This window comes from Hydrogenovibrio sp. JE_KL2, assembly GCF_009296185.1.
Taxonomy (GTDB): domain Bacteria; phylum Pseudomonadota; class Gammaproteobacteria; order Thiomicrospirales; family Thiomicrospiraceae; genus Hydrogenovibrio.
The window spans coordinates 149,197-172,555 of the sequence record NZ_WBJR01000005.1 but is presented as its reverse complement, the minus strand read 5'-3'; the positions used below and the strand labels follow the sequence as shown (position 1 = coordinate 172,555).

The window sequence follows — 23,359 nt, the reverse complement described above, 5'->3', positions numbered from 1 at the left end:
CATGGCAAATCGTAAAAAATCCCTATTCATCAAACAGTACGGCTGGCTAGCGGTCATCAGCAGTTTGTTGCTTATTTCCTTAACGGTGATGAGCCAAATCCTGCAAAACGCCTCTCAGTTTGCACAGGTTTATACCTCTTTGCTGTTTGCCAGTTTTGTCGGGATTGCCGTCCTGTTCACCATGCTCGTAAAAACATTACGACGATTAAAGCGTAATTATCGTCATCAGGTTCCCGGCTCAAAAATGACCAGTCGCTTGACCTTTCTGGTCAGTTTGATTATCGGGGTTCCGCTGCTAATCACTTACTTCTTCTCGATTACTTTCGTCAACAAAGGTATCGACCAATGGTTCGATATCAAAACCGATGTCGCACTGACCAATGCAGTGAAATTGGTAAAAATCACTTTGGATGACCAGACGCGGAACCATCTGAAATCGACATTACAGGCGGCTGACCAATACCAAAATGCATTGTCGATCACGCCCGTTTTGACCATCAACAAACTGCGTAAACAATTCAACATACGAGAAGCCGCGCTCTATACATTGAACGGTGAATTGATTGCCTACAGCAGTCAAACCAATGATACCGACCTGCCCAAAACCCCCTCTGCGGGAATCTTCCAGCAGATCCGAAACGACCGCACCTATGCAGCGATCGAAACCCTGGCGAGCGTCAATCATAGTTATCAAATCATTCGTATCATGGTGCCGGTCTACGACATTTTCACCAACAAAAAATATGCGTTGCAGGCGGTTTACCCCATTCCCGATCAGCTCAGTAGTTTGGCAGATACGGTAAGGCTGTCCGCCAGCCAGTACAAAGAGCGTTCTTACCTTAAAACGCCTCTAAAAACCAGTTTCACCGTTGTTTTGACCTTATTACTACTACTGACTTTGGTGAGCGCGATTCTGTTTACCATCCAAATGTTCGAAAACATGGTGCGCCCGCTACAAACCTTGGCGAAAGGCACCAAGGCGGTTGCCGAAGGGGACTACTCGATTGCCATGCCGGTAGAGCAGAACGACGAAATGGGACAACTGGTTGAATCATTCAACGACATGATTCAACAAATCGCACGGGCTCGAAACGAAATCAAGTTCGGTCACCAGCAGGCCGAAGTACAAAAGCTTTATCTGCAAGCCATCATCAAAAACCTAAAAAGTGGGGTGTTGACGCTGGATAAAAACATGCGATTGAAAACCATCAATGATGCGTCCAACCATATTTTGAATGCCGACCTCTACAAACACCTTGGCAAGCCGCTAAGCGAAATTCTGCAACGAGATGATTCGGCACACCTGAGTCACTTTTTTGATGAAATCATCCCTTACTTCAACAAAGACACCAAAGCCTGGAGCGAACAGTTCACCTTCAATTGTAAAGAAGGCGAAAAAATTCTGTTGGTACACGGCTCAACCCTGCCCAGCCTAGATCAGAAGCTAGGCGGCTATGTCATTGTGATAGAAGACATCACCGCATTGGTACAGGCGCAATTGCATGCTGCTTGGCGAGATGTCGCAAAACGCTTGGCGCATGAAATCAAAAACCCGCTGACACCGATCCAACTCTCGGCAGAGCGCCTCCATTACAAGCTGGAAGCTAAGCTTGATAGCGAGGATCAGAAACTGCTGGGTCGCATGACCGACACCATTATCGAACAGGTCAATGCCATGCAAAACATGGTTCAGGCTTTTACGGAATATGCCGACACACCGGATTTGGAAATCAGTCCTTTCGACATCAATGCCTTGATAAAAGACATCACCAGCATGTATCAAGATCCGAAATCGAACTGGCAGGTCCGTTACGACATTGATCCGAACTGCCACATCATCCATGCTGATGCCTACAAATTAAGACAACTGCTGCACAACCTTATCAAAAACGGTATTGAGGCGACTGAACACACCGAAAAACCATTGATTCTTGTCACCACACAATGCTTGGAAACCAGGGTGCTTATCAGCGTTAGCGACAATGGCCCTGGGATTCCTGAAAAAACCCGAAATTGGATTTTTGAGCCCTATGCAACCGATAAACCAAAAGGCACTGGGCTTGGACTTGCCATCGTTAAGAAAATTGTTGATGAACATCAGGGACAAATTCAGGTAGAATCTGAATCAGAGCAAGGTACAAAGTTCATCATTACTTTGCCTTTAAATCTAACGTTTTAAGCTATAAACGCAGTAGGCCACGAAAACGCATGAAACCTGGCAAAATCCTGATCATAGACGACGAAAAAGATATTCGTAACCTGATGGAAGAAATCTTTACCGAAGAAGGCTATCAGGTAACAACCGCAGCCAATGGTCAACAAGCGCAAAAAGCTTGGCGTGAGCAATCGGCTGACTTGGTTTTTCTCGATATCTGGATGCCGGACATCGACGGTATTACCCTACTAAAACAAATGATTGACGAACAGGTACTGGAAAACAGCTGTGTCGTCATGATGTCCGGGCATGGCACCATTGAAACTGCCATCGAGGCAACCCGCCTCGGTGCCTACGACTTTCTGGAAAAACCGCTATCGCTTGCCAAACTGTTGATTACCGCCGAGCGGGCAACGGAACACATCCAGCTTCATCAAGAAAACCGCCACCTGAAACAAAAAATTCCAGACCAAATTCTGCCAATCGGTAAAAGCAAAGTCATCGCCGAGTTGCGCAACACCATCAAACGTTTGGCAAAGTACACTATGCCGGTGCTGGTGATCGGGGAATCCGGTACAGGGAAACATCGCCTCGCAGAGGCCATCCACAAACTCAGTGACCGTAAAGACCACAAGATCGTCGAAATCAACGGCGTAGACTTCGATGACCAAGAACGTTTGCTGGTCGGTGAAGAAAGCGAAGGACAGATTTTCCGCGGGGAGTTCGACCGTGCGGACGGCGGCACGCTAATTGTCTCCAACTTTGAATCCTTGAGCCCTCGCGGGCAAGACTGCCTGTCACAACTTATTTATGACAGTAGCTACTCTCGCTTGGGATCGGATCGAAAAATCCAACTCAATGTCCGAGTCATCGTCTTGACCGAAGTTGACCCTGAAGAGCTAACAAAATCACGCAGCATCCGCGAAGACCTGATTAATAGACTGAACGTCATGCCGGTGTATGTGCCCTCTTTGAGACAACATACAGAAGATATTCCAGAGTTAATTGATTACTTTGTCGATTTCTTTTTGACAACGGAAGGCTTAAACTATCGAGAATTCGACTTGTCGGCGAAGAATGTCCTGAGACAGTATAGCTGGCCGGGTAACTTCAAAGAGTTGAAAAACTGTATCCAGCGTTTGCTGATTCTCGGTGATGGTGAAGTCACGGACGCAGAAGTGAAAAAGTTGTTGGAAAGCAATAAACAAGATAACAGCTTGTCTTTGGCGACGGTGGACACCTCCATTAACTTAAAGCAAGCTAAAGAACGTTTTGAAGCCGCCTATTTGAGCCAGATGCTACGCGAAACGGGTGGTAATGTTACTGAAACCGCCAGACTTTCCGGTGTAGAACGCACGAACCTATATCGCAAGCTGAAAACACTGAATATCGACCCGAAAAACCCGAAATAGAATGAACGAATTCCAGAGATTATGAATATTATCATCTTAGGCGCCGGACAGGTCGGCACATCACTTGCAGAGCTTCTCTCCGATGAAAATAACGATGTCACCGTCGTCGATTTGGATCAAGGTCGTCTACGACAACTTCAAGATCGGTTAGATATTCGCACCATCACCGGACACGCATCCGACCCGGACATCTTATTGCAAGCGGACATTGAAGAAGCGGACATGCTGATCGCCACCACCCAAAACGACGACACCAATATCGTCGCCTGCCAGTTGGCGCATGTCATGCACAAGACACCTACCAAAATCGCAAGGGTGCGAAGCCCTAGCTTCCTGAATCATCCTGAGTTGTTCGACCGCAATCAAAACACCGACGCCATTCCGATTAACGTGCTCATCAGCCCGGAAAGTCTGGTGAAAGACTATATCCTACAGTTAATTGCCTATCCCGGTTCTTTGCAGGTTGTCGACTTTGCCGATTCAAAAGTACGAATCCTTGCACTGCGCGTACGTGCCGGCAGCCTGCTGATCAACAAAGAAATCCGTGATATCAAAAACCACTTGCCTGCCGGTGTGGAAACCCGCATTGTCGCCATCTACCGTAAAGGGGAGGTGGTAATGCCTACGGGAAGTGTGCGCCTTAGAGAAGACGATGAGGTCTTTTTCATGGCGGTGCCTAACGCGATTCCGACCATCATCAAAAGCTTGCGTCAAAGCAAATTGCGCCCAACGCGTAATATCATGATCGCCGGTGGCGGAAACATCGGCTACAACCTTGCCAAAGAGCTGGAAAGACAAAAACACAAAGTCAAAATCATTGACCACAACATTGAACGCGCGCGTGTCATTGCCGAAACGCTTGACGAGACTATTATCATCCATGGTGACGTATCGGATAAGTCCTTGTTGATTGAAGAGAACATTGATGAAATCGATCTTTTCCTAGCGGTCACCAACTCGGACGAGGCGAATATCATTTCAGGTATGTTGGCGAAAAAGCTGGGCGTTAAACGCGTTATTGCACTGGTCAACAATCAGTCTTACATTGACTTGATTCACCTGAACAGTATTGATGTTGCGATTTCTGCCGACCAGATTACCACCAGCCATTTACTCCACTATATGCGCCAAGGGGATACGGTTAAGGCCTTTACTCTGAGACGCGGCGCAGCGGAAGCCATGGAGGTTATCGTTCACGGCAGTGAAAACACCTCTAAAATCATCGGCAAGCGCATCGGTGAAATTGATTGGCCGACGGATATTACCATTGGTTGCGTTATCCGCGAAGACCACGTGATGATCGCCCATCGCGACATTACCATCGAAGCCGAAGACCATGTGGTGCTTTTCCTGACCGACCGATCCCGTGCCAAGGATGTTGCGGAACTCTTCATTCCAAAAGAAAAGGCCGGTTGGTTATAAGATGACTGCATTTACAATGAACCGTACAATGACTCGCGCTATAACCGCCTAAGAATCGACAATGCATAAAAGACTCATTATAAAAATTCTCGGTCTGCTGTTGATGGTCTTCAGTTTGACACTGATCCCTCCTATCTTGATCGCACTCATCTATCAGGATGGCGGATTGGAAGACTTTGTCAAATCCATGATTGGACTGTTTCTACTCGGCGTCGCCATGTGGTATCCGACGCGGCACAACCGCCATGAACTCAAGATACGCGACGGCTTTCTGATTGTTGTCATGTTCTGGACCGCACTGGGCTTTGCCGGTGCCATTCCGATGTATTTCGCATCCAATACCTTTATGCCACCGACCGATGCGATTTTTGAATCCTTCTCAGCGCTAACAACTACCGGGGCGACTGTCTTAACGTCTTTGGACACGCTACCACACTCCATTCTCTGGTATCGCCAACAACTACAATGGATGGGCGGTATGGGGATTATCGTCTTAGCAGTCGCCATTCTACCGATGCTGGGCATCGGAGGCATGCAGCTCTATCGTGCAGAAATGCCGGGACCACTGAAAGACTCCAAACTTGCGCCACGGATCTCCGAGACGGCAAAAGCCTTATGGCTCATCTATCTCGGATTGACGCTTGCCTGCGCCATTGCCTACTGGCTTGCTGGCATGAACTGGTTCGATGCTTTTGCCCACAGCTTCTCCACGGTAGCAATTGGAGGCTTCTCAACGCATGACGCCAGTATCGGTTTCTACCATAACGTTAATATCGAAATTGTTTCGATGGTGTTCATGTATTTGGCGGGGATCAACTTCGCACTGCATTTCACCGCTTTCAGAAGTTTATCGAACAAACCTTATCTACTGGATCCTGAGTTTAAAGTTTACACCCTTATACTCATCGTCGGGATTGCCGTAACCACCCTGTACTTGCACTACAAAGGGTTTTACCACGATTGGCTTGAAGCCTTGCGATATGGCGCTTTCCAAACAATTTCCATCGCCACCACCACCGGGTTTACCAGCGCCGAGTTTGCTGTATGGCCGGCATTCCTGCCTGTCATGTTGATATTCTTGAGCTTTATCGGCGGCTCGGCAGGCTCAACCGCGGGTGGGATGAAAGTCATTCGTTTCTTGCTATTGGCAAAACAGGGGAGCCGCGAAATCAAACGCCTGCTTCACCCTAACGCCTTGATGCCGGTTAAACTCAACGGCAGAGCGGTACCAGACCGGGTTATCACTTCTGTCTGGGGGTTCTTCTCACTCTATGTCGTCTCTTTTATTGGGCTGATGATGATACTGATGATGCTTGGAATGGATCAGGTCACCGCCTTCTCAGCCGTCGCGGCAACCATCAACAACCTGGGACCGGGATTAGGTGATGTGTCGACCAACTACCAATCACTCACTTCTCCGATGAAGTGGGTGCTGACCTTTGCCATGCTACTGGGTCGTCTGGAGATTTTCACTCTATTGGTACTCTTTACCTCTGCCTTCTGGAGATCATAATCCATGACCAGTGCAGCACAGAAGTGGGACGCAAAATACCAACAACGCGACGCTAAGCAATCTGTTTCCCCAGCTTGGGTTCTGCAACAACATCCCGAATTGCTTCCATTAAAAGGAAAAGGGCTCGACTTGGCTTGCGGCCTTGGCGGCAATGCCCGCTTTATGACGCAGTGCGGCTTATCTGTGGAAGCTTGGGATATTTCCGACGTCGCCTTAACCGAGCTCAACAATTGGGCCGCAGTAAACCGCCTGCCGATACAACCAACTCTGTGCGACTTGACGCAAATGCTACTGCCTTACCAACGCTTTGACGTCATTACTGTTAGCCTCTATCTAGATAGACAACTCTTCCCGCAAATCGAGCAAGCGTTAAAACCGGGCGGCAAACTGTTTTACCAAACCTATCTTGCGCCTGTGCAAGCGAATGCACCGAGCAATCCTGACTTCTACCTCAAATCGTCAGAGTTCAGTAAAGCGTTCCCTTCCCTCACCACCGAAATCTACGGTGAAGGATTTTTGCCTTCTGCACCAACAGAAGAACACTCTCCCAATCGCGACAAAATCTCCAATACCACCCGTCAGGCATGGTATATTGGAAGCAAACCGTTAAATTAATCCCTCGTCTCACGCGCTGCACCCAGACACTCGCCTAAGCACATTAAAATCTGCCAGGTTGGGGTTATCGGTTATTTCTCTATACTCACTCTTCAACTTACGGAAGCACCAACATGCAATTACAATCGCCACAGATATTGGTCGGTTTTTTTCTAGCGATTGCCGGCACCGCCTTATTTTCGCTTAAGTCTATTTTTATCAAACTGGCTTATGCACAAGGTCTGGATACCGATAGCGTGCTGATGCTCCGCATGGCGATTTCCCTGCCGATTTACCTTGCCATCATGGTCTGGCTGGCTCGCTACCAACCCTTGGAACGCACGGTTTTGAAAAACCGTTTCGTCAGTATCCTGTTGCTTGGCTTTATGGGCTACTTCCTATCGTCATGGCTTGACTTGAAAGGGTTGGAATACATCACCGCCCAACTGGAACGGTTGACCCTGTTCACCTACCCAATTATCACCGCCATTCTGGGCGCTTTGTTTTTCAAGACGCCGCTGACCCGAAAAGTGATTTTGTCCTTCATCATCACCTACAGCGGTCTGTGGGTGGTCTTCGCAGAGGAGTTAAAAGTCTTTGGCGATGAAACCATCTGGGGAACCCTGTTCGTCTTCTTGGCGGCAGTGAGTTTTGCCATCTATGTGTCGTTTGGGAAACAGGCAATTACCGCTATCGGTAGTCTATGGTTCACCAGTTTGGCGATGACCGTGTCGAGTGTATTCGTATTGATTTACTATTTCGCGTTTTTCGACTTTTCGGCATTGGTTATCACGCGCGAAGCTTGGCTATGGCTGTTTTTACTGGCGATTTTCAGCACCGTGATTCCCAGCTTTATGATTGCCGAAGCAATTCACCGTATCGGTCCAGCACAAACCGGCATTATCGGTACACTTGGCCCCATTATGACGATCTTTCTGGCTATCTGGATTTTGCACGAACCCTTCACCGTCTATCATGCCATCGGTATGATTTTGGTCACGCTCGGGGTGACTTTGCTGACATTTAAAAAGTCGGAGAAAAACGCCGTCAAAACGGACGAGAAAGCGGCTTAAAAACCGCTACGGCTTTTTATAAAGGTCTTTGACATCCTTTGGCGGATGGCGGAAACGCTTGTAAGTCCAGAGATATTGCGCGGGATTGATGGCAATGACTTTCTCAACGCCACGGTTTAACGCAGTCGCCGCAGTCAACTCATCTGTGGAAGCAATGTCGCTGTCCGCCGGAAAAATATGCAGATCGAAACCTTCACCATTCGGCAAGCGCTCCGCGACGATGAATAATACATCGCACTGCGCCTTGGCAGCCAGCTTGGAAACCAATGTCATGGTGCGCGCCGGATAACCGAAAAACGGCGCATGAATACCGCCCGATTCACCGGGGTCCTGGTCCGGCAGAATACCGACCATTTTATTGTCCTTCAACCTCTGAAACATCAAACGCACGCCCTTGATATTGGTCGGTGCAGGGGTTGAGGTTTTTACTCTAGAACGTGCTTTGACAATATAGTTTTCAATAGTCGGCAACGACTGCGGCTGATAAAGAAAGGTAAAGTCATAGGTATTGCTGAGATATACCGCCGTAGCTTCCCAGCAACCAAAATGCGGGGACAACATAATGACACCTTTTTGCTTTGAAAATGCTTGATCCAGCAATTCATACCCATGTACTTCGCGAATATAAGGCAAAAGACGCTCAATCGGCCACTCCCAAACGGCGCCCAGCTCAGCAAAGCCCTTGGCGTTTTCTTGAAGGACTTTCAATTCCAACTGCTTACGTTCGGCATCCGTCAAATCTGGATACGCCTGCTTCAGGTTGGCTCGCACCACATTGCGGTTATAGTTAGGAAACCAAGAAAGAAAGCGACCCAATGCCGATCCTACCCGTTGCTGGTTTTTCAAAGAAAAGTGCGATAACAAACGGATTAAACCAATAACCAGCTTTCCAAAAAGGGGCTTATCTTTCGTGGCGTGCGCGTTAGAAGATTGACTCATTTCTAGTTGTTTTCCGCTTGGTTTTGCTCAGACAACCCAGATAATCCCTCATGATTATCATCGGCAATCAGAGGTTGCATTGCCGTCCACAAATTCGCATAGAGATGTTTGTTGTGTTTTTCTTCCGCCAACAGCAACTCTTTCATGCGCTGACGTTCTTGCGGCTTGGCATAACAAGCCGGGCAGTTGTCCGGAATCACCGGCAACTCGGCTGAACGGGCAAAATCTCTGGTTTGATTTTCGCGCACACGAACAAACGGACGAATAATACGGATGTCTTTTTCATTGTTCAGGTAATGCGCTTTCATGGTGCGCAATTCACCGGCATTGAATGCCGACATAATGAAACTCTCCGCCAAGTCATCCAAGTGCTGCGCCAACGCCAACACATTGTAACCCTCACGACGACAGACGGTATACAGCTTGCCGCGCTTCTGGCGCGCGCAGAAACTACAGAAAGAATCCCCTTTCATATGCGCATTGGCAAGTGCCACCAAGTCTTCCGCTTCATAGAAATAAGGAATGTCCATCTTCTCGGCAACCCATTGCTTCAATGGCGAAGGGTCGAATCCTGGAATCTCCGGGTCAATGGTGCAAGCCGCCAACTCGAACTTCACCGGCGAGTGGCGTTGCATATGTTTCAACACCGCCAGCAGCGCGAGAGAATCCTTACCGCCAGATAAGCCTAATAGGATTCTATCCCCTTCTTGAATCATCTTATACTGCGCAATCGCGCGCCCAACTGGCTTTAGAATCGCTTTCGGTGGAATAATCCAGTCTTTGGTGCGTTCTTTTTTAGACAGTTTCGGTTCAAGCACTTCCGCAGCGACTTCGGACAAGGCTTCAACAGACAATTCTTCGGCTTCGTTTACTGTGGTTTCTGACATGATCGACTCGTTTCATTCAATCCGCGTATTTTACCGCAAACGATGCTGAAAATCTGCCAGGTTGGGGTGGAAGACTTTGACAAGAGTTTGAGACGCCTTTAAGTCACCTTTAATGACTCAAAGGCAACACCAACGGCCAATCATTCACCCCCTCTTGCGGAGGTAAAACCTTCACCGGAAAGTCATAGATTTCCTGCACTACCGCTTCGGTCAGCACTTCTATCGGAGAACCTTGATAACGGATTTCACCCTGCTTCATCAGCACCAGTTGGTCGGCATACTGGGACGCAAGATTCAGGTCATGCAAAATCATCAGTACCCCCATCCCATGATGATCCGCAAGCTGTCTCGCCACTTTAAACACCAAATGCTGATGGGACAAATCCAAACTGGACGTACATTCATCCAATAAAAGATACCCCGGCACGACCTGCTTGAACTCCATGGCAGCCAAAAGCTGCCCCACCACACGGGCAAGCTGCACACGTTGCTGCTCTCCACCGGATAATGTCAAATAATCGCGCGCTTTCAAGTGTTGTACGTCAAACATACCCAGTGCTTTATCGACTATCTGTTGTAGCTCGATGGTCGATAAGGCATGGCGCTGTCCCATTTCCACAACTTCCGTCACCGAAAAAGGAAAATCCAGCTGCACCGACTGAGGCATCACCGCACGGCGTAATGCAAGGTCTTCTGGCGCTAATAAATGCAGAGGTACCGCATCCATCATCGCACTGCCCGCTGTCGGTTTCATTTCACCGGACAAACATTTCAATAAGGTAGATTTCCCCGCTCCGTTGGGGCCAAGCACCACCATCAATTCGCCTGCGGACACATTCAAAGAAACCTTGTTCAGAATGGTTTTACTGCCTTGTTTGGACTCCAAGGCCAGTTGTAAATCAATCGTTGATAACATATTGTCTATCTCCTACAGCCTGATACGTGAACGATGTTGCATCAGCAACCATAAGAAGAAAGGCCCACCGATGGCGGACATCAGAATACCGATGGGTAATTCTGCGGGCGACAATAGCGTTCTTGCCAGAATATCTGACACCAACACCAACATCCCGCCCATCAAAGCACTGCCGGGAATCACCCAACGATGATCCGGCCCGAGAATCAACCTGACCAAATGAGGGGCAACCAAACCGACAAACCCAATCAAACCACTCACCGACACCGCGGCACCAACGGCTAAAGCCGTCAAAGCGATGGTGACCCGTTTAAGCTGTTTGACATTGAATCCACTTTGGTAGGAAACCGACTCCCCCATCAAAAAACTGTTTAAAGCGCGTGCAAAAAACGGCAAGATCGCCAACGCCAACAAGGTGGGCACGGTCACAATCGCAACATCCTGCCAAGTGGCACTTGCCAGCGACCCCATACTCCAAAAAGTCAGCGATCTCAGCGCTTCGTCACTGGCGACATAAGTCAACAATCCGGTTGCAGAGCCGGCAATCGCGTTGATGGCGATACCGCTCAACAACATCAAACCGACATCGGTTCGTCCGTTACGGGTCGAAAACTTGAAAATAACGATGGTGACCAAAATGCCACCTAAAAAAGCCGCCAGCGGAATCGCCAGCGACTCCAACCAACCCGTCCAAGACTGTAACCAGGTACCGCCCAGCACAATCACCGTCACCGCCGCCAACGCCGCCCCACTGGATACACCGACCAAAGCGGGGTCAGCCAACGGATTGCGGAACAGTCCCTGCATCACCGCACCGGAAATCGCCAGTGCCGCGCCGACCATAACGCCAAGTAGCACTCTTGGGAGGCGAATATCCATTACCACCAAATCTGTTTGTTGATCGACTGCACGCCCGAAAACACTGCCCAACACGTCACTGACGCTTAAATTCATGGCACCAACACTCAAGGAGATCGCGCAAAACACGATCAAGCCGATGCCAAGTAGACCTAGTGCCAGTTTAGGGTTTATGGATGTTCTCAATCTTCTGTCCTATTCGTCTCTGTTTGCCCGTAAACCTTATCGGAAAGCTTGCGAATCACTTCAGGTAAACGTGGGCCAAAACTCAGGTCATCGCCACCCAACACCATGAAATGCTTTTCTTTGGCTGCTGAAGTCATTTTCAACGCCGGTTGCTCCAACATCGATTCCAAGCGCTGCTCCGTCATTTGGGTTTGCAGAGCAATGATATAGTTGGGATTATACTGAATTGCACCTTCCGCCGTGAGAGGCTTGTAGCCCTGCATGTCTTTTGCCGCCGGATTTTGGATGGCTGCCAACCGCAAAATCTCATCCGCACGGGTTTGGGTACCCGCGACCAAGAGTTGATTGCCTCGCGCATTCAATAAGAACAATGCCTTGCGTTCACCTTGTTGGGCGGCACGTTCTTTAGCTAACGCAATGGCGCTATCGGCCTTCTGCTGAAACTGATTTGCCAGTTTTTCACCTGCCGGTTCATCATTCAATGCTCGCGCCACGGTCAGAATTTTCTGCTTAACACCTTCAATGGAGTAGGCATTCGGTACGATTTGAATATGCACCCCCGCATCTTTAAGACGCTTCAACACACTTTGCGGCTTGGCATCCGATGTTGCAAGTACCAGTGTCGGTTTCAAAGACAAAATTCCTTCTGCCGACAGGCTACGCATATAGCCCACACTAGGGAGTTTTTCAGCATCTTTTGGATACAAGCTGGTGACATCCCTTCCTACCAAACTCTGCTCTTTGCCCAAGGCATAAATAATCTCGGTAATCGACCCATCGATAGCAACCACCCTGTTTGAGTTCGCCATAGCATGATTAGAGACCAAGATTAAAAACATCAATAGAAAGGTCACGACCCCCGTTTTCAGAATGTTTTTCATCGACATTACTTGCATGACTCGGCCTCCCACTTATCTAGAAATGCATTCCAGGAGGCTTCTTGTAGTGTGTTCGCCATTTCAGGGGCGAAATACACCATCATCACACTTTGCTGGTTGGCATCAAATAACTGCACGGAACGAGAATTGACTCGCCCATCGAGATACTTGCTCACCGACCAAACTTGCGTCACCAAAGTCGCATTCAGATGAAGGTTAAACTTGGGATCCAGCACATTCAACCAAGGTCCCATTTCAACAATTTTAGAGACGGGGCCACTGTGTATCTGTGTCGCCACGCCATTTGGCGCAAACATATTCAGTCGCCATTGCTGCTCGGAAGCCGTTTCAAGCAGGGTCTTCAACCCGTCTTTATCAAGTTGTTTGGCATCATCTCCCAATCGTTCATAGACTTGCGGACGTGTTAACCCATAGGCCTTTAACAGTGCGTTGACATGATGCGAATCTTCAATGGAACGCCAATCCTTTCTCAACGCCTGAACATCCACTTCGGGAAGGGGCGTTGCTGTTTCGGCAGGCATTTTGAGGCGTTTGATTTCGTCAAAGCAATCCGGTGCCTCAAACTCGGCAATCAACCCCAAATAGGCTTCAAAATCACTGTATTCCGTCATGTAGATTTTGTGTGCGGCACGGCCATATTGGTCGAAGAACTGCAAACTGTGCCTGCCGTTTTCATCGACTGCAAAGCCGAACTGCCAAGCATTGATTCGTAACCGGAGGTCAATCAAAGAGTCGGGCGACGAAAAGACCAACAACCCTTTGCGCATTGCCGCACCTGTATATTTACCGTGATGCTCCATAACAGCGGCATCATTTCTTGTTAATGCCATGACTTCGCCAATCAACGGCACCCCAAGCAAGATTTCGGTAATGCGCGTCATATTGAGCGCCTGTACGCCTTCGCCGCAATCCAGAGCAACATATTCAGCCTCGGAAATACCGAGGGTTTTTGCTGCTTCTCGAGCGCGAGGCGGTCTTTCAGACTGAGCAAGTTCGAGCTTTTTCTGTTTTAACGTTTCTCGATCCATTCTTTACTCCCTGTTAATGTGGATTGGCGTTTTCTCTTGTGTGTTAACGTGTTTTCTTTATCTTTGCTGCACAAGCGGACTTGTGCAGAGGGTTTATGGATTCACTAATTGCCACTTGGCACCGACATAAACATAGCGCCCTTCTTCCGGTCTAAAGTCATTGGTATCGCTAAAGGTACGTTGCTCGTCAAACGCATTGTTCACTCCTGCGTAAACCGACCAGTCTCGGTTCACCTCATGATTCAGACGGAAATCCCAAGTCGCATAGCCCGGGCTTTTTGTGGTATTGCTACTGTTGTTATAGTGATCCGACTGATAATTCATTTGCGTCGAGAACACGGTGTTTTTCATCAGGTTAACATCCACGCCCATTTTGGCTTGATGTTCTGGACGATCTGTCAGCTTCTTGTGGGTTCTCAAATCAACCGCATCCAAATAGGTATAGCTCAAATTGACATTCACCGCAGACGTCAGATGTTTGCGGAATACAGTTTCAACCCCTTGCGTTCTGGTACGTTCGATATTTTTATATTGATAGGTTGTCGATGAACCGACCTGAACGGTATCAATCAAATTATCAATATCATTATGATATAAATTGACTTCAAGACTACCATCCTGAGGGAAAATCCACTCCGCTCCCAACTGATAGTTAGTGGAACTTTCCGGTTTCAGGTCTTCATTACCAATGACTTTATAGAAAGTCTGGTCAAAATAATAGTAAAGCTCTTTAAGGCTTGGCGTTCTATAGCCGTTACCGACACTCGCCCGGAAGTTCAATCTTCCCGGCAGCCAATCCGTTCTACTGTAAAGCGTGTTGATAGAAGGCGAAACATGGTCGCCAAACTTAGAGTCTTTTTCTGCACGCACCCCGGGAATCACTTCAAAGTTCGGAGTCACAAACCAACTGTCCTGAGCAAAAACCTCTTGGGAGTCTTTGGACTTGTTATCGACTTCCTTGGTTTTCTTGGTCAGATTGTTTCTGTCCATTTTTTCATAATTCGCCTTCAACCCCATGGTCAGCAAATGACTTGAATGGATTTCCCAGTCATATTGAAAGCCTAGCTCACCATGGTTCGTTTTCGTTTCACGTTTTACGGTTGTCGTTGAGTCATTGTGAAAGTCCTCCCACATTCCCTGTAGTTTCCACCCCTTGCCATCCTTCATAGGCTGTTCCAAAATCGAGTTCAGGGTCTTGGTATCCGTCAGTGAGTGATAGGTATAGTATTTTCCCATCGACTTTTGCACATTTTTTGCATCTTCATCATAAAACCTCGGCATCAAGGAGAGTTTCAACCCACTGTCGAAGTCATAGGTGTACTTACCGGAAAAGTTGTTTTTGTGTCCGTCATAGCCATAGGTAATCGGACTGGAGGCATCCGGTCTAAAACTGGAAGATTGGTTCAAGTCAGCAATCACCTGACCTGACCATTTTCCCTGTTTGGTCGATAATTCAATATTCGCATTCTTATGGGCCACAGGGTTATCCGGCTTACTTTCATTGCCCCAGTTCCCACCGGAAACATCCACTTTTGCTTTAAATTTATGGGTCGGGTTTTTGGTGATGACGTTGATTACACCGCCCATGGCAGACGTACCATATAAGGCTGACGTCGCCCCCTTCACCACTTCGACACGTTCGATATCGCCCACGGCAATTTGCGTCAAATCAACTGTCGTTCCAGAACTTGGCGTTACAGGACTGCCATCAATCAGAATCAAGACTCTATCAGAATCGAACCCCTGCATTTGAACCCCCTTACCGCCTGTATAGTTTCCTATAGGCGAGGTTAAGCGCAAGCCGGGGACATCTTTCAAAACATCCGCCAAATTTTGTGCATGCTTGGCTTCAATCTCCTGCTTTGACACCACCAATGTTCTCACTGGGGTTTGTGCCAAAGGCACGGGCGTTTTTGTCCCGGTCACCACCTGAATCTCTTCGAGTTTATTCGATACCTTCTGAGTCTCTTTTGCCTCATCTGCATAGGCATTCATACTATTCAATCCATATAGGCTACCGATTAAAAAGGGGAGTAGCTTCATGCCATTTCTTTTCATGGTCGTGTTCATAAGAGAAGTTTCCTGTGTGTTTTTGTGTGTGTAAATTTGATAACTCTAATTTAATTGATAATGATTATCATTGGTGCTATTATTTACAACAAATGATTTATGTCAAGGGTCTTTTAAGGAAATTGGCATTTTTTTAACCTAGACAATCAACGATTGTTGACTACAATGAAACCCATAAAGGAAACAACTACATGACTGCAAACTCTGAAAGAAAACCCCTTCAGTCCATCTATAAAGAATGCATGACATTCATTGATGGTTTCCAATCCGCCGTGCTGGCGACGCTCAACAAAAATGGCGAGCCGGACAGCAGTTATGCTCCTGTCCTTCAAGAAAACCAACGTTTCTACATTTATATTTCCGAATTGGCGAGCCACACCTTCAATCTCTTGGAAAACCCAAGAGCGAGTGTGCTGTTTATCGAGCCGGAAGAAAAAGCAGACCACCTATTTGCCAGACAACGCGCCACCATAAGAGTGAACGCTGCGACGGTTGATAGAGACTCCGAGCAATGGACAGATATCTTGAATAAGATGGAAGGTAAATTCGGAGAAATCATTCAAATGCTCAAACCTTTGGAAGATTTCCATCTGTTTGAACTCACCCCTGAATCCATCAACTATGTTCGTGGATTTGCACAAGCCTACACACTTACTGGTGACGACCTAGATGAAGTAACGCATCTTAGAGATCGTGGTCACGGTAAAAAACTCGCTTAAACCTTGCAACGGCAGTGAAACTGTCTTGTTTTTCATGTCTCTAGGAGACAAAACAAGCCAAAAGGAGAAGAACATGCTTAAACCGGAAATAGCTAAGTTATTGAACAAGCAGGTCAACGCGGAGTTTTATGCCTCCAACGTTTATCTACAATTAAGTGCCTGGGCGGAAGATGCCGGATTGGAAGGTTCCGCCAAATTCTTCCGAGGACATAGTTTGGAAGAACGCACGCACATGGATAAAATTTTTGACTATATGTGCGAATGCAATCTGTCAGTCACCATCGAACAAATCGATGCTCCGCCAAACAACTACGCAAATTTGATGGATGCCATCAATGCCGCCTACCAGCATGAAGTGAAAGTCACAGCAATGATTAACCATATTGCAAAAACGGCTTTCGAACTGCAGGACTACACCACTTTTAACTTTATCGAGTGGTTTATCGCCGAACAGCATGAAGAAGAAGTGCTATTTGGAAAAATTCTAAACAAAGCGGAAATGCTCGGGTTCACCGGGCAAACAGGTCAACAGCTACACATCATGGACACTTACCTGAAATTTATCGATTCAGGTAAATAATCCTCGTAGAGTCTGTTTAAGACGGCTGTCTTTCCAGCAGTTTCGTCAACTCTTGCCGCCAAGCACTCGACAACGCCGGGTGCTGCACGGCAAGTGCCAACAACGCCAAATCACCACTTTGTGCCTTGCGCGTTTGTACACGATGTTTTGCTAAAAACAATGACTGAATCGAAATCGCCGGATGCTCACTGTCAGCGTCCAAGTGACGTAACGATACCTGTTCGTTTCGCTCCAAAGTTCCTGGCTCCAACACCCGGCAATAAAACCCTACCCGACCGCTATCGGAATAACGTTTTAAAAACTGCGGGTCCTGAGTAATTTCATTCAGCTTCCAACACGGCGAGCGAGGTTGTGAGACTTCCAATACCACATCCCCTGCTTGAAGCTGGTCACCAAGCTGAATTTGAGTTTCATCCACATCGGACAGCGTTAAGTTTTCGCCCAAAAACCCAAATCCCTGATGAACCTCAAACAACGCATAATTACTCTGAGGAATGCAAAGCACAGCCTTGTCTGCCCCGCCATGCGCTTTCAAGTCTGCCTGCTCATCCCCTTCCAGTCCTAGAGAGTGGACAGCAACACCATTGCCATCAACAGGGCTTTTTAAAATAGCGGATTCCGTTCCGTTACGCCAAGGATAAGGACGTACTTGCCCAATGTTTACGGATAATATTTTCATGTCTAGCGCAATTCCAAAGTCTTACAAAAAACGAACGGCAGATTTTCAATGACGAATTCGGCTTCTCTGTTATTATGCTTATAATACAAAAACCCCATCTGGTTGTAAGCTTTTTCAGGAAGTTTGTCATGTTCAACCCTATTAGATTCATCTTTCGCGCAATACTCCTGCTCGTCGCTCTGCTGGCATTGACAGTTCAAGCGCAAGCGGCTTCGCAATATCCTGCCTTGTCGATTATCGGCAAACTTGGCATCAATGCCGTCAATATCAGCGGCATGGTCAAAACCGATCAGTTTCTGGCGCTCGCCACCGATGAAGGAACACAAATACAAATTCTTCCCAAGTCCGCTAACGGCTATGTTGCTGACAGTAGCGGCGTTATCGACCTTAATCAAACCCAACAAGCCATCAAGGAGTTTGATCTGGAAGCCATGGCTTGGCAAAAGCCCTATCTCTATGTCCTTGGCTCTCACTCCAAGAAACGCAAGAAACTCAAACCCAATTCAAGTGTTAAAAAGAACATGGAACGTATCACCCCCGTGATTGATGAACCCTATCGCAGGGTTTTATTCCGTGTTGAGCTGAGCAAGCAACTCAAACCGCTGCACATCGACAAAATTAGTTTGCTGAATGAAATCCAAAACAACCCGATTCTCTCACCGTTTTTAGCGATTCCCAGTAAGGAAAACGGTATTGATATCGAAGGGCTCGCCGTCCGTCAACACCATGGAAAAACCCAACTGTTCGTCGGCTTTCGAGGGCCGGTGTTACGCGGAAATTTAACCCCGATTCTCAAGCTAACATTAAGCACCAAGCGGTTTGAGGTGAAAAAGTCGAAACTATTATTGGTGAACCTTGGTGGTTTTGGCATTAGAGATATGCAGGCAACAGAGCGCGGTTTTTTGCTACTCTCCGGCCCGGTCAACACTGTGCCGAACCGTTTTAGCCTTTATGATTGGGACGGTAAAACTCAACTCTCACCAATGCCTCAAAAGCAGGTGCTACCCAACCAGAAAAACGATGGCAATCCAGAAGCCATTGCCACTGAAAATCTGCCAGGTTGGGGTCCAGGCATCTGGGTAGGGAAAGATGGTGCCGAAAACGGCGACATCCGTTTTTACCCATTCACCACAAAATAAGACCATAAATACCCCATTTAAAATAGGTTATTTATCCCTAAGCCATTCAATTTGTTGTGATTTCGCAACAGTTTGTATTTTCTGTTGTTTATTATCAACATTTCATTGAATTCTCAAGCAAGAATTCTAAAATAAAACTCCCCAATCTGGCTTATTCTGGAACCACTGAAATGTCTGAACCGCTTTACTCCAAGCAAAGCAAACGCTCGACAAAACTGTCGAAATTGCTTATTACGCTATCGCTTGGCGTAGCCACAACTTCGGTTTGGGCAAGCGATATGGATCGTTTAAATTTTTCGATTCCGTCGCCGGCCAAAGCCGTTCAAAACAAAAAAGACACAGACAACTCGCCAAATTACTTCTATCAGCAGCAAACCCGTCAAGAAATCACCACCTTTTCCAACTACGAACTGAACAACTGGTTTGATTTAGAGCTGGACATGAAAGCGTTGAAAACCCACAACGACCCAACACAGACGCTGTTAAACCCTAAGTCTTATTCGGCATTTGCCAACTTTGGGCACTCCATTGATGTGTCAAGCGAGCGCTTCCGCCCATTCGCCAAGGTCGGACTAGGGTATGATGAAAACCCTGCGACCTCTTTCAACCCTAACTACATTGAAAGTGATCGGGTCAACAAAACCCAATTGCAATTTGGCGTAGGGGTTCGTTATTCGCGTCAAAATTGGAAGAGCTTCGGGGTGAGCTTCAGTTACCAATCCAACTCGCCACTCATGGATCAACAACCGACTTCTTCTACCCCTAATGGATTTGAGAAAAAAGATTCAATTGATTTGAAATTCGACTTCGGTTTCTAACTTAACTTTCTAACCGAAGCCTACATTTCTAAAAAAGATTTAAAAAAGACCGGGAAGGTTTTTATACAGAATAAAAGCGCCAATCAACACTAAAAATACCGCAAAGATTTTTTTCAACTTCGCCTGATCGATACGCTGACTGGCGAATTTTCCAAGCCAACTTCCCGCAATACCGATTAAGGTAAATACCAAAATCACATGCCAATCCAATGCCAGATGACGCGCATCCAACACGCGTAAGTGCTCGGCGAAACCGACAAAAGAGTTCAAGGCAATAATCGCCAAGCTCGTTCCCACAGCCAACCGCATCGGCAAACCACCCAGCAACACCAATGCCGGGATAATCAGAAAGCCACCACCGACCCCGACCAGCCCTGTCACCATCCCCACCAACAACCCGTCGGAGGCGATTTTGTAAAGCGCACGCTCAGAGTGGGGTTTATCGGCATCTTCCATTTTGACCGGCTTGAACATCAGGTAAGACGCGGCCAACAGCAGCACCGAAAACACCAACATCTGGAACACGCTGGAAACGAAATGCCCAGCCCAGGCACCAATGAACGCACCCAGCATCCCCGGCACACCAAACAACATGACTGTACGCCATTGAATCAGACTGTGGCGAGCATAGCCCAGTACCGATACGACACTGATAATTCCGACAATCAGCAGTGACCCAGCCATCGCCACTTTCGGGTCTTGCCCGACCAGATAAACCAAAACAGGCACCGTCAAAATCGAACCACCTGACCCCAACAGTCCCAAGCTCACTCCAATAAACAGTGCACCTATCCATGCCAACGTCATTACGTCATCCTTTTAATTGATTTATCAGTCTTATTTTCTTTTCAAAAACACACCACTTTCGATGTGGTGGGTATAAGGAAACTGGTCGAACAATGCAGATTCGACAATCTCATGTGTTTTTTCGATTTCTACCAAATCCCGCGCCAAGGTTTCCGGGTTGCAGGAAATGTACAAAATATTGTCGAACTCAGCCACCATGCTACGCGTCAGATCATCCAACCCCGCACGCGGTGGGTCAACAAAAATGGTTTTAAAATCATAGCCAGCCAAATCGACATCCGCCAGACGATTGAAACTTTGCCCTTGCAAGGCTTGTGAAATTTCTTCCGCCGCCATCTTCACCACCACCAAGTTTTCAACCTGATTGGCTTCAATATTGAACTGCGCCGAATGCACCGATGTCTTGGAAATTTCCGTTGCCAACACGCGATTAAAGTGTTCCGACAAGGCGATGGAAAAATTCCCGTTACCGCAATACAACTCAATCAAATCCGTCTGAGGCTCCACATAGGTTTTCGCCATCAAGCGCGCCCAATGCAACATTTTCTGTGCAACACCCGCATTCGGCTGAGTAAAGCTGTTTTCCACTTGTTGATAGACAAAGGTTTTGTCGTCCACTGCTAGGCGTTCAACCACATAATCCTGATCCAGCAAAATCTTCTGCTTACGTGCCCGACCGATAATTGAGGTGATGCCCAAGTCGTTTTTCAATGCCTGTGCCGCATCATGCCAAGCATCATCTTCAGCAATAGATTTGCGGTAAATCAACGTCACCAGCATCTCACCACTCAAGGTCGCCAGAAAATCTACCTGAAACAATTTTTCACGCAACACCGGCATGGCGATAATCGCCTGCATCAATCTCGGCATCAAATCATCAATAGCCGCAACCGCCATCGGGCAACGGTCAATGCGAACCTTTTCCTTGGTTTCCGAATCGAACATGATGTAAAAGGTTTCATCCCCCTCATGCCAAACGCGAAATTCGGCACGAGCGCGATAGTGCTCTGGAGTGGAGTCAAAAACCGACAGTTCTTTTAAATGGGGAATCAGCGCCTGCAACCGATTTTTCTTTTCGGTTAATTGTGCCTGATAATTTTCGGGAAAAACCTGACAAAGCATTGAAGATAACTTGAAATTCTTTATAAAGCGCGAATTATACCAGATTGATCCCCGCATTGAGTTTGGTGGTGGTTGCAATCTCGACCAAAAACCTTGAGAATCTAAAAGCATAGCTAAACGATTCAAAAGCCAACGGTGGTGATTTTCGAGTCTCGACTCTTTCGTTTTATGCAATTCATCCGCTGAAAAAGCCGAGAAACTTGCTAACCAAAACGCAATTTCGTTATCATCCCCGCCCAAAGCAATAAACTACTTCATCAGGCACGGGAACACGGATGCACCACAGCCTTAGTAGAGACGACTTAATAAAGCCATCTTATAACGCCATCTTAAGCCCAGAACCCAGTTCTAAATTAAGTGAGTCAAGTTAAGACAAGGACATGTGGAAGTGATCAACCTACTCAAACAATTCGTGATAGCGCAACGCCGCGCCGAGGCTTTCGCCACTGAACAACATCTGCAACTCAATAACCAAACCACGATTGAACTGATCGACTATCTGATTGAACAACTTGAGCAATACAGCAACTGGAAAGACTCATCCGTCAAATCGCTTCTCAGCTTTGTGATTTTGCAAACCGCTTACCGCCATTACGTCTTTGCCGACCGTCTTCTCAACCAATGCCAAAAACCCGAACACGCGGAAACCTATGCCGAAGAAAACCTACTCCCAACCCTCAAACAATTGGCTGAAACCCTGCGTTTTTATGAATCGGTACACATCCAAAACCCGATTCCCGAAAACCCTCTACAGAGCGTTCAAGACCTGACCAATCAGTTGTTTGCCATGTTGGCGGTCAACTTCCCTTCCCAGTTAAAAGACTTCGAAGCACATTGGGCTGGCAGCATGAATACCCTCCAAAAGTTTGCCCGTGATGAATCTCAGTACGAACCGGTCTTTTCGCCAACCCATCGTGAATTTTTAGGCGCCGTCGACAAAACCCAATGCATCTTCGCGCAAACAGGCAAATATTGGGGTGCCGATGAATGGCATGACAACCTGACTTTTGAGCAGAATGTGCAACGTTTCGCCGAAGGGTTTTTCCGCTTCATGGCGGTTGGCAAGAAAGAGAAACTCAAAGGCTATGCTTTGAGAATGCCCGCTTATTACAGTGACACGGTCGACAATCTGGCTCAAACAGTCGCGCGTTTTTTCACGGCCTTAAATCAGATTGACCCGGCACACTCGGATTGTTTACAACAAAACATCGAAGCCGACGGCTGGAAAATGTCTTGGGCGGGAGAGCCTTTCTTCTTGACGGCTTTCGGTACTTGCTATCCGCTAAAACATCCCAGAAACCCCTATGGATTCGATTACACCTATTTCTTTTTCCAACCGGATTTCGTGTTGCGTCATCATCCCGGCTTGACCGATGGCAAAGAGCAACAGTCACGCGAGCGTATCTTGCAAAATTTCACCCGCAATGAAATGGCCTATAGCAACAAAGGCAAGAAAAAAGAAGTGGAGCGATTCATCCGCCCCATGCATGCCGAAGAGCCAGCGGTACGCTGGTGGCGTCACTTATAAATGGCTTATTAAGCG

At 47.4% G+C, this 23,359-nt stretch carries 21 protein-coding genes; 11 read left to right on the top strand and 10 right to left on the bottom strand.

Annotated features, from left to right (window positions below):
- Position 1: 1 nt before the first annotated feature.
- The 6 genes from F8R13_RS09755 to F8R13_RS09730 all read left to right on the top strand — a co-directional run bounded on the left by F8R13_RS09755 (position 2) and on the right by F8R13_RS09730 (position 8,169).
- Positions 2 to 2,179, top strand: coding sequence for an ATP-binding protein (locus F8R13_RS09755; RefSeq protein WP_152834057.1), 2,178 nt, complete (start codon positions 2 to 4; stop codon positions 2,177 to 2,179).
- Between the two features lie 29 nt (positions 2,180 to 2,208).
- Positions 2,209 to 3,567 carry a sigma-54 dependent transcriptional regulator gene (locus F8R13_RS09750; protein ID WP_152834055.1) on the top strand — a complete coding sequence of 453 codons (1,359 nt, stop codon included), beginning with the start codon at positions 2,209 to 2,211 and terminating at the stop codon, positions 3,565 to 3,567.
- A gap of 21 nt (positions 3,568 to 3,588) precedes the next feature.
- On the top strand, positions 3,589 to 4,989 hold the full coding sequence (trkA, locus tag F8R13_RS09745) for a Trk system potassium transporter TrkA (protein ID WP_152834053.1): 1,401 nt from the start codon (positions 3,589 to 3,591) through the stop codon (positions 4,987 to 4,989).
- Positions 4,990 to 5,050: 61 nt separating this feature from the next.
- Entirely contained in the window at positions 5,051 to 6,502 is a 1,452-nt protein-coding gene (locus tag F8R13_RS09740; protein WP_152834051.1) for a TrkH family potassium uptake protein, read from the top strand.
- 3 nt (positions 6,503 to 6,505) lie between these two features.
- On the top strand, positions 6,506 to 7,117 hold the full coding sequence (locus F8R13_RS09735; protein WP_152834049.1) for a bifunctional 2-polyprenyl-6-hydroxyphenol methylase/3-demethylubiquinol 3-O-methyltransferase UbiG: 612 nt from the start codon (positions 6,506 to 6,508) through the stop codon (positions 7,115 to 7,117).
- 113 nt (positions 7,118 to 7,230) lie between these two features.
- Entirely contained in the window at positions 7,231 to 8,169 is a 939-nt protein-coding gene (locus tag F8R13_RS09730) for a DMT family transporter (protein ID WP_152834047.1), read from the top strand.
- Positions 8,170 to 8,175: 6 nt separating this feature from the next.
- Here the strand turns inward: F8R13_RS09730 and F8R13_RS09725 are convergent, their stop codons facing one another.
- The 7 genes from F8R13_RS09725 to F8R13_RS09695 form a co-directional block, all read right to left on the bottom strand.
- Positions 8,176 to 9,108, bottom strand: a complete 933-nt coding sequence (locus F8R13_RS09725; protein WP_152834045.1) for a lysophospholipid acyltransferase family protein — start codon at positions 9,106 to 9,108, stop codon at positions 8,176 to 8,178.
- Positions 9,109 to 9,110: 2 nt separating this feature from the next.
- Positions 9,111 to 9,995: an ATP-binding protein gene (locus F8R13_RS09720; RefSeq protein WP_152834043.1), complete on the bottom strand. Its 885-nt coding sequence runs from the start codon at positions 9,993 to 9,995 to the stop codon at positions 9,111 to 9,113.
- Positions 9,996 to 10,104: 109 nt separating this feature from the next.
- Positions 10,105 to 10,911: a heme ABC transporter ATP-binding protein gene (locus F8R13_RS09715; protein WP_152834040.1), complete on the bottom strand. Its 807-nt coding sequence runs from the start codon at positions 10,909 to 10,911 to the stop codon at positions 10,105 to 10,107.
- A gap of 12 nt (positions 10,912 to 10,923) precedes the next feature.
- Complete coding sequence (locus F8R13_RS09710; protein WP_253806421.1) at positions 10,924 to 11,955, bottom strand: iron ABC transporter permease; 1,032 nt, start codon at positions 11,953 to 11,955, stop codon at positions 10,924 to 10,926.
- Positions 11,952 to 12,851, bottom strand: coding sequence for a hemin ABC transporter substrate-binding protein (locus F8R13_RS09705; RefSeq protein WP_152834038.1), 900 nt, complete (start codon positions 12,849 to 12,851; stop codon positions 11,952 to 11,954). Before F8R13_RS09705 ends, F8R13_RS09710 begins: the two co-directional genes overlap by 4 nt.
- Positions 12,842 to 13,882, bottom strand: a complete 1,041-nt coding sequence (locus F8R13_RS09700) for a ChuX/HutX family heme-like substrate-binding protein (protein ID WP_152834036.1) — start codon at positions 13,880 to 13,882, stop codon at positions 12,842 to 12,844. Before F8R13_RS09700 ends, F8R13_RS09705 begins: the two co-directional genes overlap by 10 nt.
- A gap of 93 nt (positions 13,883 to 13,975) precedes the next feature.
- Positions 13,976 to 15,952: a TonB-dependent siderophore receptor gene (locus F8R13_RS09695; protein WP_152834034.1), complete on the bottom strand. Its 1,977-nt coding sequence runs from the start codon at positions 15,950 to 15,952 to the stop codon at positions 13,976 to 13,978.
- A 191-nt stretch (positions 15,953 to 16,143) separates the two neighbouring features.
- On the opposite strand from F8R13_RS09695, the gene F8R13_RS09690 reads away from it, so the two are divergent.
- Both F8R13_RS09690 and F8R13_RS09685 read left to right on the top strand, forming a co-directional pair.
- Positions 16,144 to 16,671, top strand: coding sequence for a HugZ family protein (locus F8R13_RS09690; RefSeq protein WP_216642625.1), 528 nt, complete (start codon positions 16,144 to 16,146; stop codon positions 16,669 to 16,671).
- Positions 16,672 to 16,744: 73 nt separating this feature from the next.
- Positions 16,745 to 17,251 carry a ferritin gene (locus tag F8R13_RS09685; RefSeq protein WP_152834032.1) on the top strand — a complete coding sequence of 169 codons (507 nt, stop codon included), beginning with the start codon at positions 16,745 to 16,747 and terminating at the stop codon, positions 17,249 to 17,251.
- A gap of 16 nt (positions 17,252 to 17,267) precedes the next feature.
- Here the strand turns inward: F8R13_RS09685 and F8R13_RS09680 are convergent, their stop codons facing one another.
- Positions 17,268 to 17,930: an MOSC domain-containing protein gene (locus F8R13_RS09680; protein WP_152834030.1), complete on the bottom strand. Its 663-nt coding sequence runs from the start codon at positions 17,928 to 17,930 to the stop codon at positions 17,268 to 17,270.
- A gap of 128 nt (positions 17,931 to 18,058) precedes the next feature.
- On the opposite strand from F8R13_RS09680, the gene F8R13_RS09675 reads away from it, so the two are divergent.
- Complete coding sequence (locus tag F8R13_RS09675) at positions 18,059 to 19,069, top strand: DUF3616 domain-containing protein (RefSeq protein WP_172967751.1); 1,011 nt, start codon at positions 18,059 to 18,061, stop codon at positions 19,067 to 19,069.
- 170 nt (positions 19,070 to 19,239) lie between these two features.
- Positions 19,240 to 19,887, top strand: coding sequence for an outer membrane beta-barrel protein (locus F8R13_RS09670; RefSeq protein WP_152834026.1), 648 nt, complete (start codon positions 19,240 to 19,242; stop codon positions 19,885 to 19,887).
- Between the two features lie 39 nt (positions 19,888 to 19,926).
- Here the strand turns inward: F8R13_RS09670 and F8R13_RS09665 are convergent, their stop codons facing one another.
- Both F8R13_RS09665 and trmA read right to left on the bottom strand, forming a co-directional pair.
- Positions 19,927 to 20,694, bottom strand: coding sequence for a sulfite exporter TauE/SafE family protein (locus tag F8R13_RS09665; protein WP_152834024.1), 768 nt, complete (start codon positions 20,692 to 20,694; stop codon positions 19,927 to 19,929).
- Between the two features lie 30 nt (positions 20,695 to 20,724).
- Positions 20,725 to 21,816, bottom strand: coding sequence for a tRNA (uridine(54)-C5)-methyltransferase TrmA (gene trmA / locus F8R13_RS09660; RefSeq protein WP_152834023.1), 1,092 nt, complete (start codon positions 21,814 to 21,816; stop codon positions 20,725 to 20,727).
- Positions 21,817 to 22,198: 382 nt separating this feature from the next.
- Between trmA and F8R13_RS09655 the strand changes: the two genes are divergently transcribed.
- A complete protein-coding gene (locus F8R13_RS09655) occupies positions 22,199 to 23,344 on the top strand; it encodes a YqcI/YcgG family protein (protein ID WP_152834021.1) in 1,146 nt (381 codons plus the stop codon).
- The last annotated feature ends 15 nt before the right edge of the window (positions 23,345 to 23,359 follow it).

Coding starts and splice junctions, on each gene's coding strand:
- F8R13_RS09725 (WP_152834045.1), bottom strand. CDS start 9,108: ATGAGTCAATCTTCTAACGCGCACGCCACGAAAGATAAGCCCCTTTTT.
- F8R13_RS09700 (WP_152834036.1), bottom strand. CDS start 13,882: ATGGATCGAGAAACGTTAAAACAGAAAAAGCTCGAACTTGCTCAGTCT.
- trkA (WP_152834053.1), top strand. CDS start 3,589: ATGAATATTATCATCTTAGGCGCCGGACAGGTCGGCACATCACTTGCA.
- F8R13_RS09720 (WP_152834043.1), bottom strand. CDS start 9,995: ATGTCAGAAACCACAGTAAACGAAGCCGAAGAATTGTCTGTTGAAGCC.
- trmA (WP_152834023.1), bottom strand. CDS start 21,816: ATGCTTTGTCAGGTTTTTCCCGAAAATTATCAGGCACAATTAACCGAA.
- F8R13_RS09755 (WP_152834057.1), top strand. CDS start 2: ATGGCAAATCGTAAAAAATCCCTATTCATCAAACAGTACGGCTGGCTA.
- F8R13_RS09730 (WP_152834047.1), top strand. CDS start 7,231: ATGCAATTACAATCGCCACAGATATTGGTCGGTTTTTTTCTAGCGATT.
- F8R13_RS09740 (WP_152834051.1), top strand. CDS start 5,051: ATGCATAAAAGACTCATTATAAAAATTCTCGGTCTGCTGTTGATGGTC.
- F8R13_RS09715 (WP_152834040.1), bottom strand. CDS start 10,911: ATGTTATCAACGATTGATTTACAACTGGCCTTGGAGTCCAAACAAGGC.
- F8R13_RS09665 (WP_152834024.1), bottom strand. CDS start 20,694: ATGACGTTGGCATGGATAGGTGCACTGTTTATTGGAGTGAGCTTGGGA.
- F8R13_RS09750 (WP_152834055.1), top strand. CDS start 2,209: ATGAAACCTGGCAAAATCCTGATCATAGACGACGAAAAAGATATTCGT.
- F8R13_RS09680 (WP_152834030.1), bottom strand. CDS start 17,930: ATGAAAATATTATCCGTAAACATTGGGCAAGTACGTCCTTATCCTTGG.
- F8R13_RS09675 (WP_172967751.1), top strand. CDS start 18,059: ATGTTCAACCCTATTAGATTCATCTTTCGCGCAATACTCCTGCTCGTC.
- F8R13_RS09705 (WP_152834038.1), bottom strand. CDS start 12,851: ATGCAAGTAATGTCGATGAAAAACATTCTGAAAACGGGGGTCGTGACC.
- F8R13_RS09695 (WP_152834034.1), bottom strand. CDS start 15,952: ATGAACACGACCATGAAAAGAAATGGCATGAAGCTACTCCCCTTTTTA.
- F8R13_RS09670 (WP_152834026.1), top strand. CDS start 19,240: ATGTCTGAACCGCTTTACTCCAAGCAAAGCAAACGCTCGACAAAACTG.
- F8R13_RS09685 (WP_152834032.1), top strand. CDS start 16,745: ATGCTTAAACCGGAAATAGCTAAGTTATTGAACAAGCAGGTCAACGCG.
- F8R13_RS09690 (WP_216642625.1), top strand. CDS start 16,144: ATGACTGCAAACTCTGAAAGAAAACCCCTTCAGTCCATCTATAAAGAA.
- F8R13_RS09735 (WP_152834049.1), top strand. CDS start 6,506: ATGACCAGTGCAGCACAGAAGTGGGACGCAAAATACCAACAACGCGAC.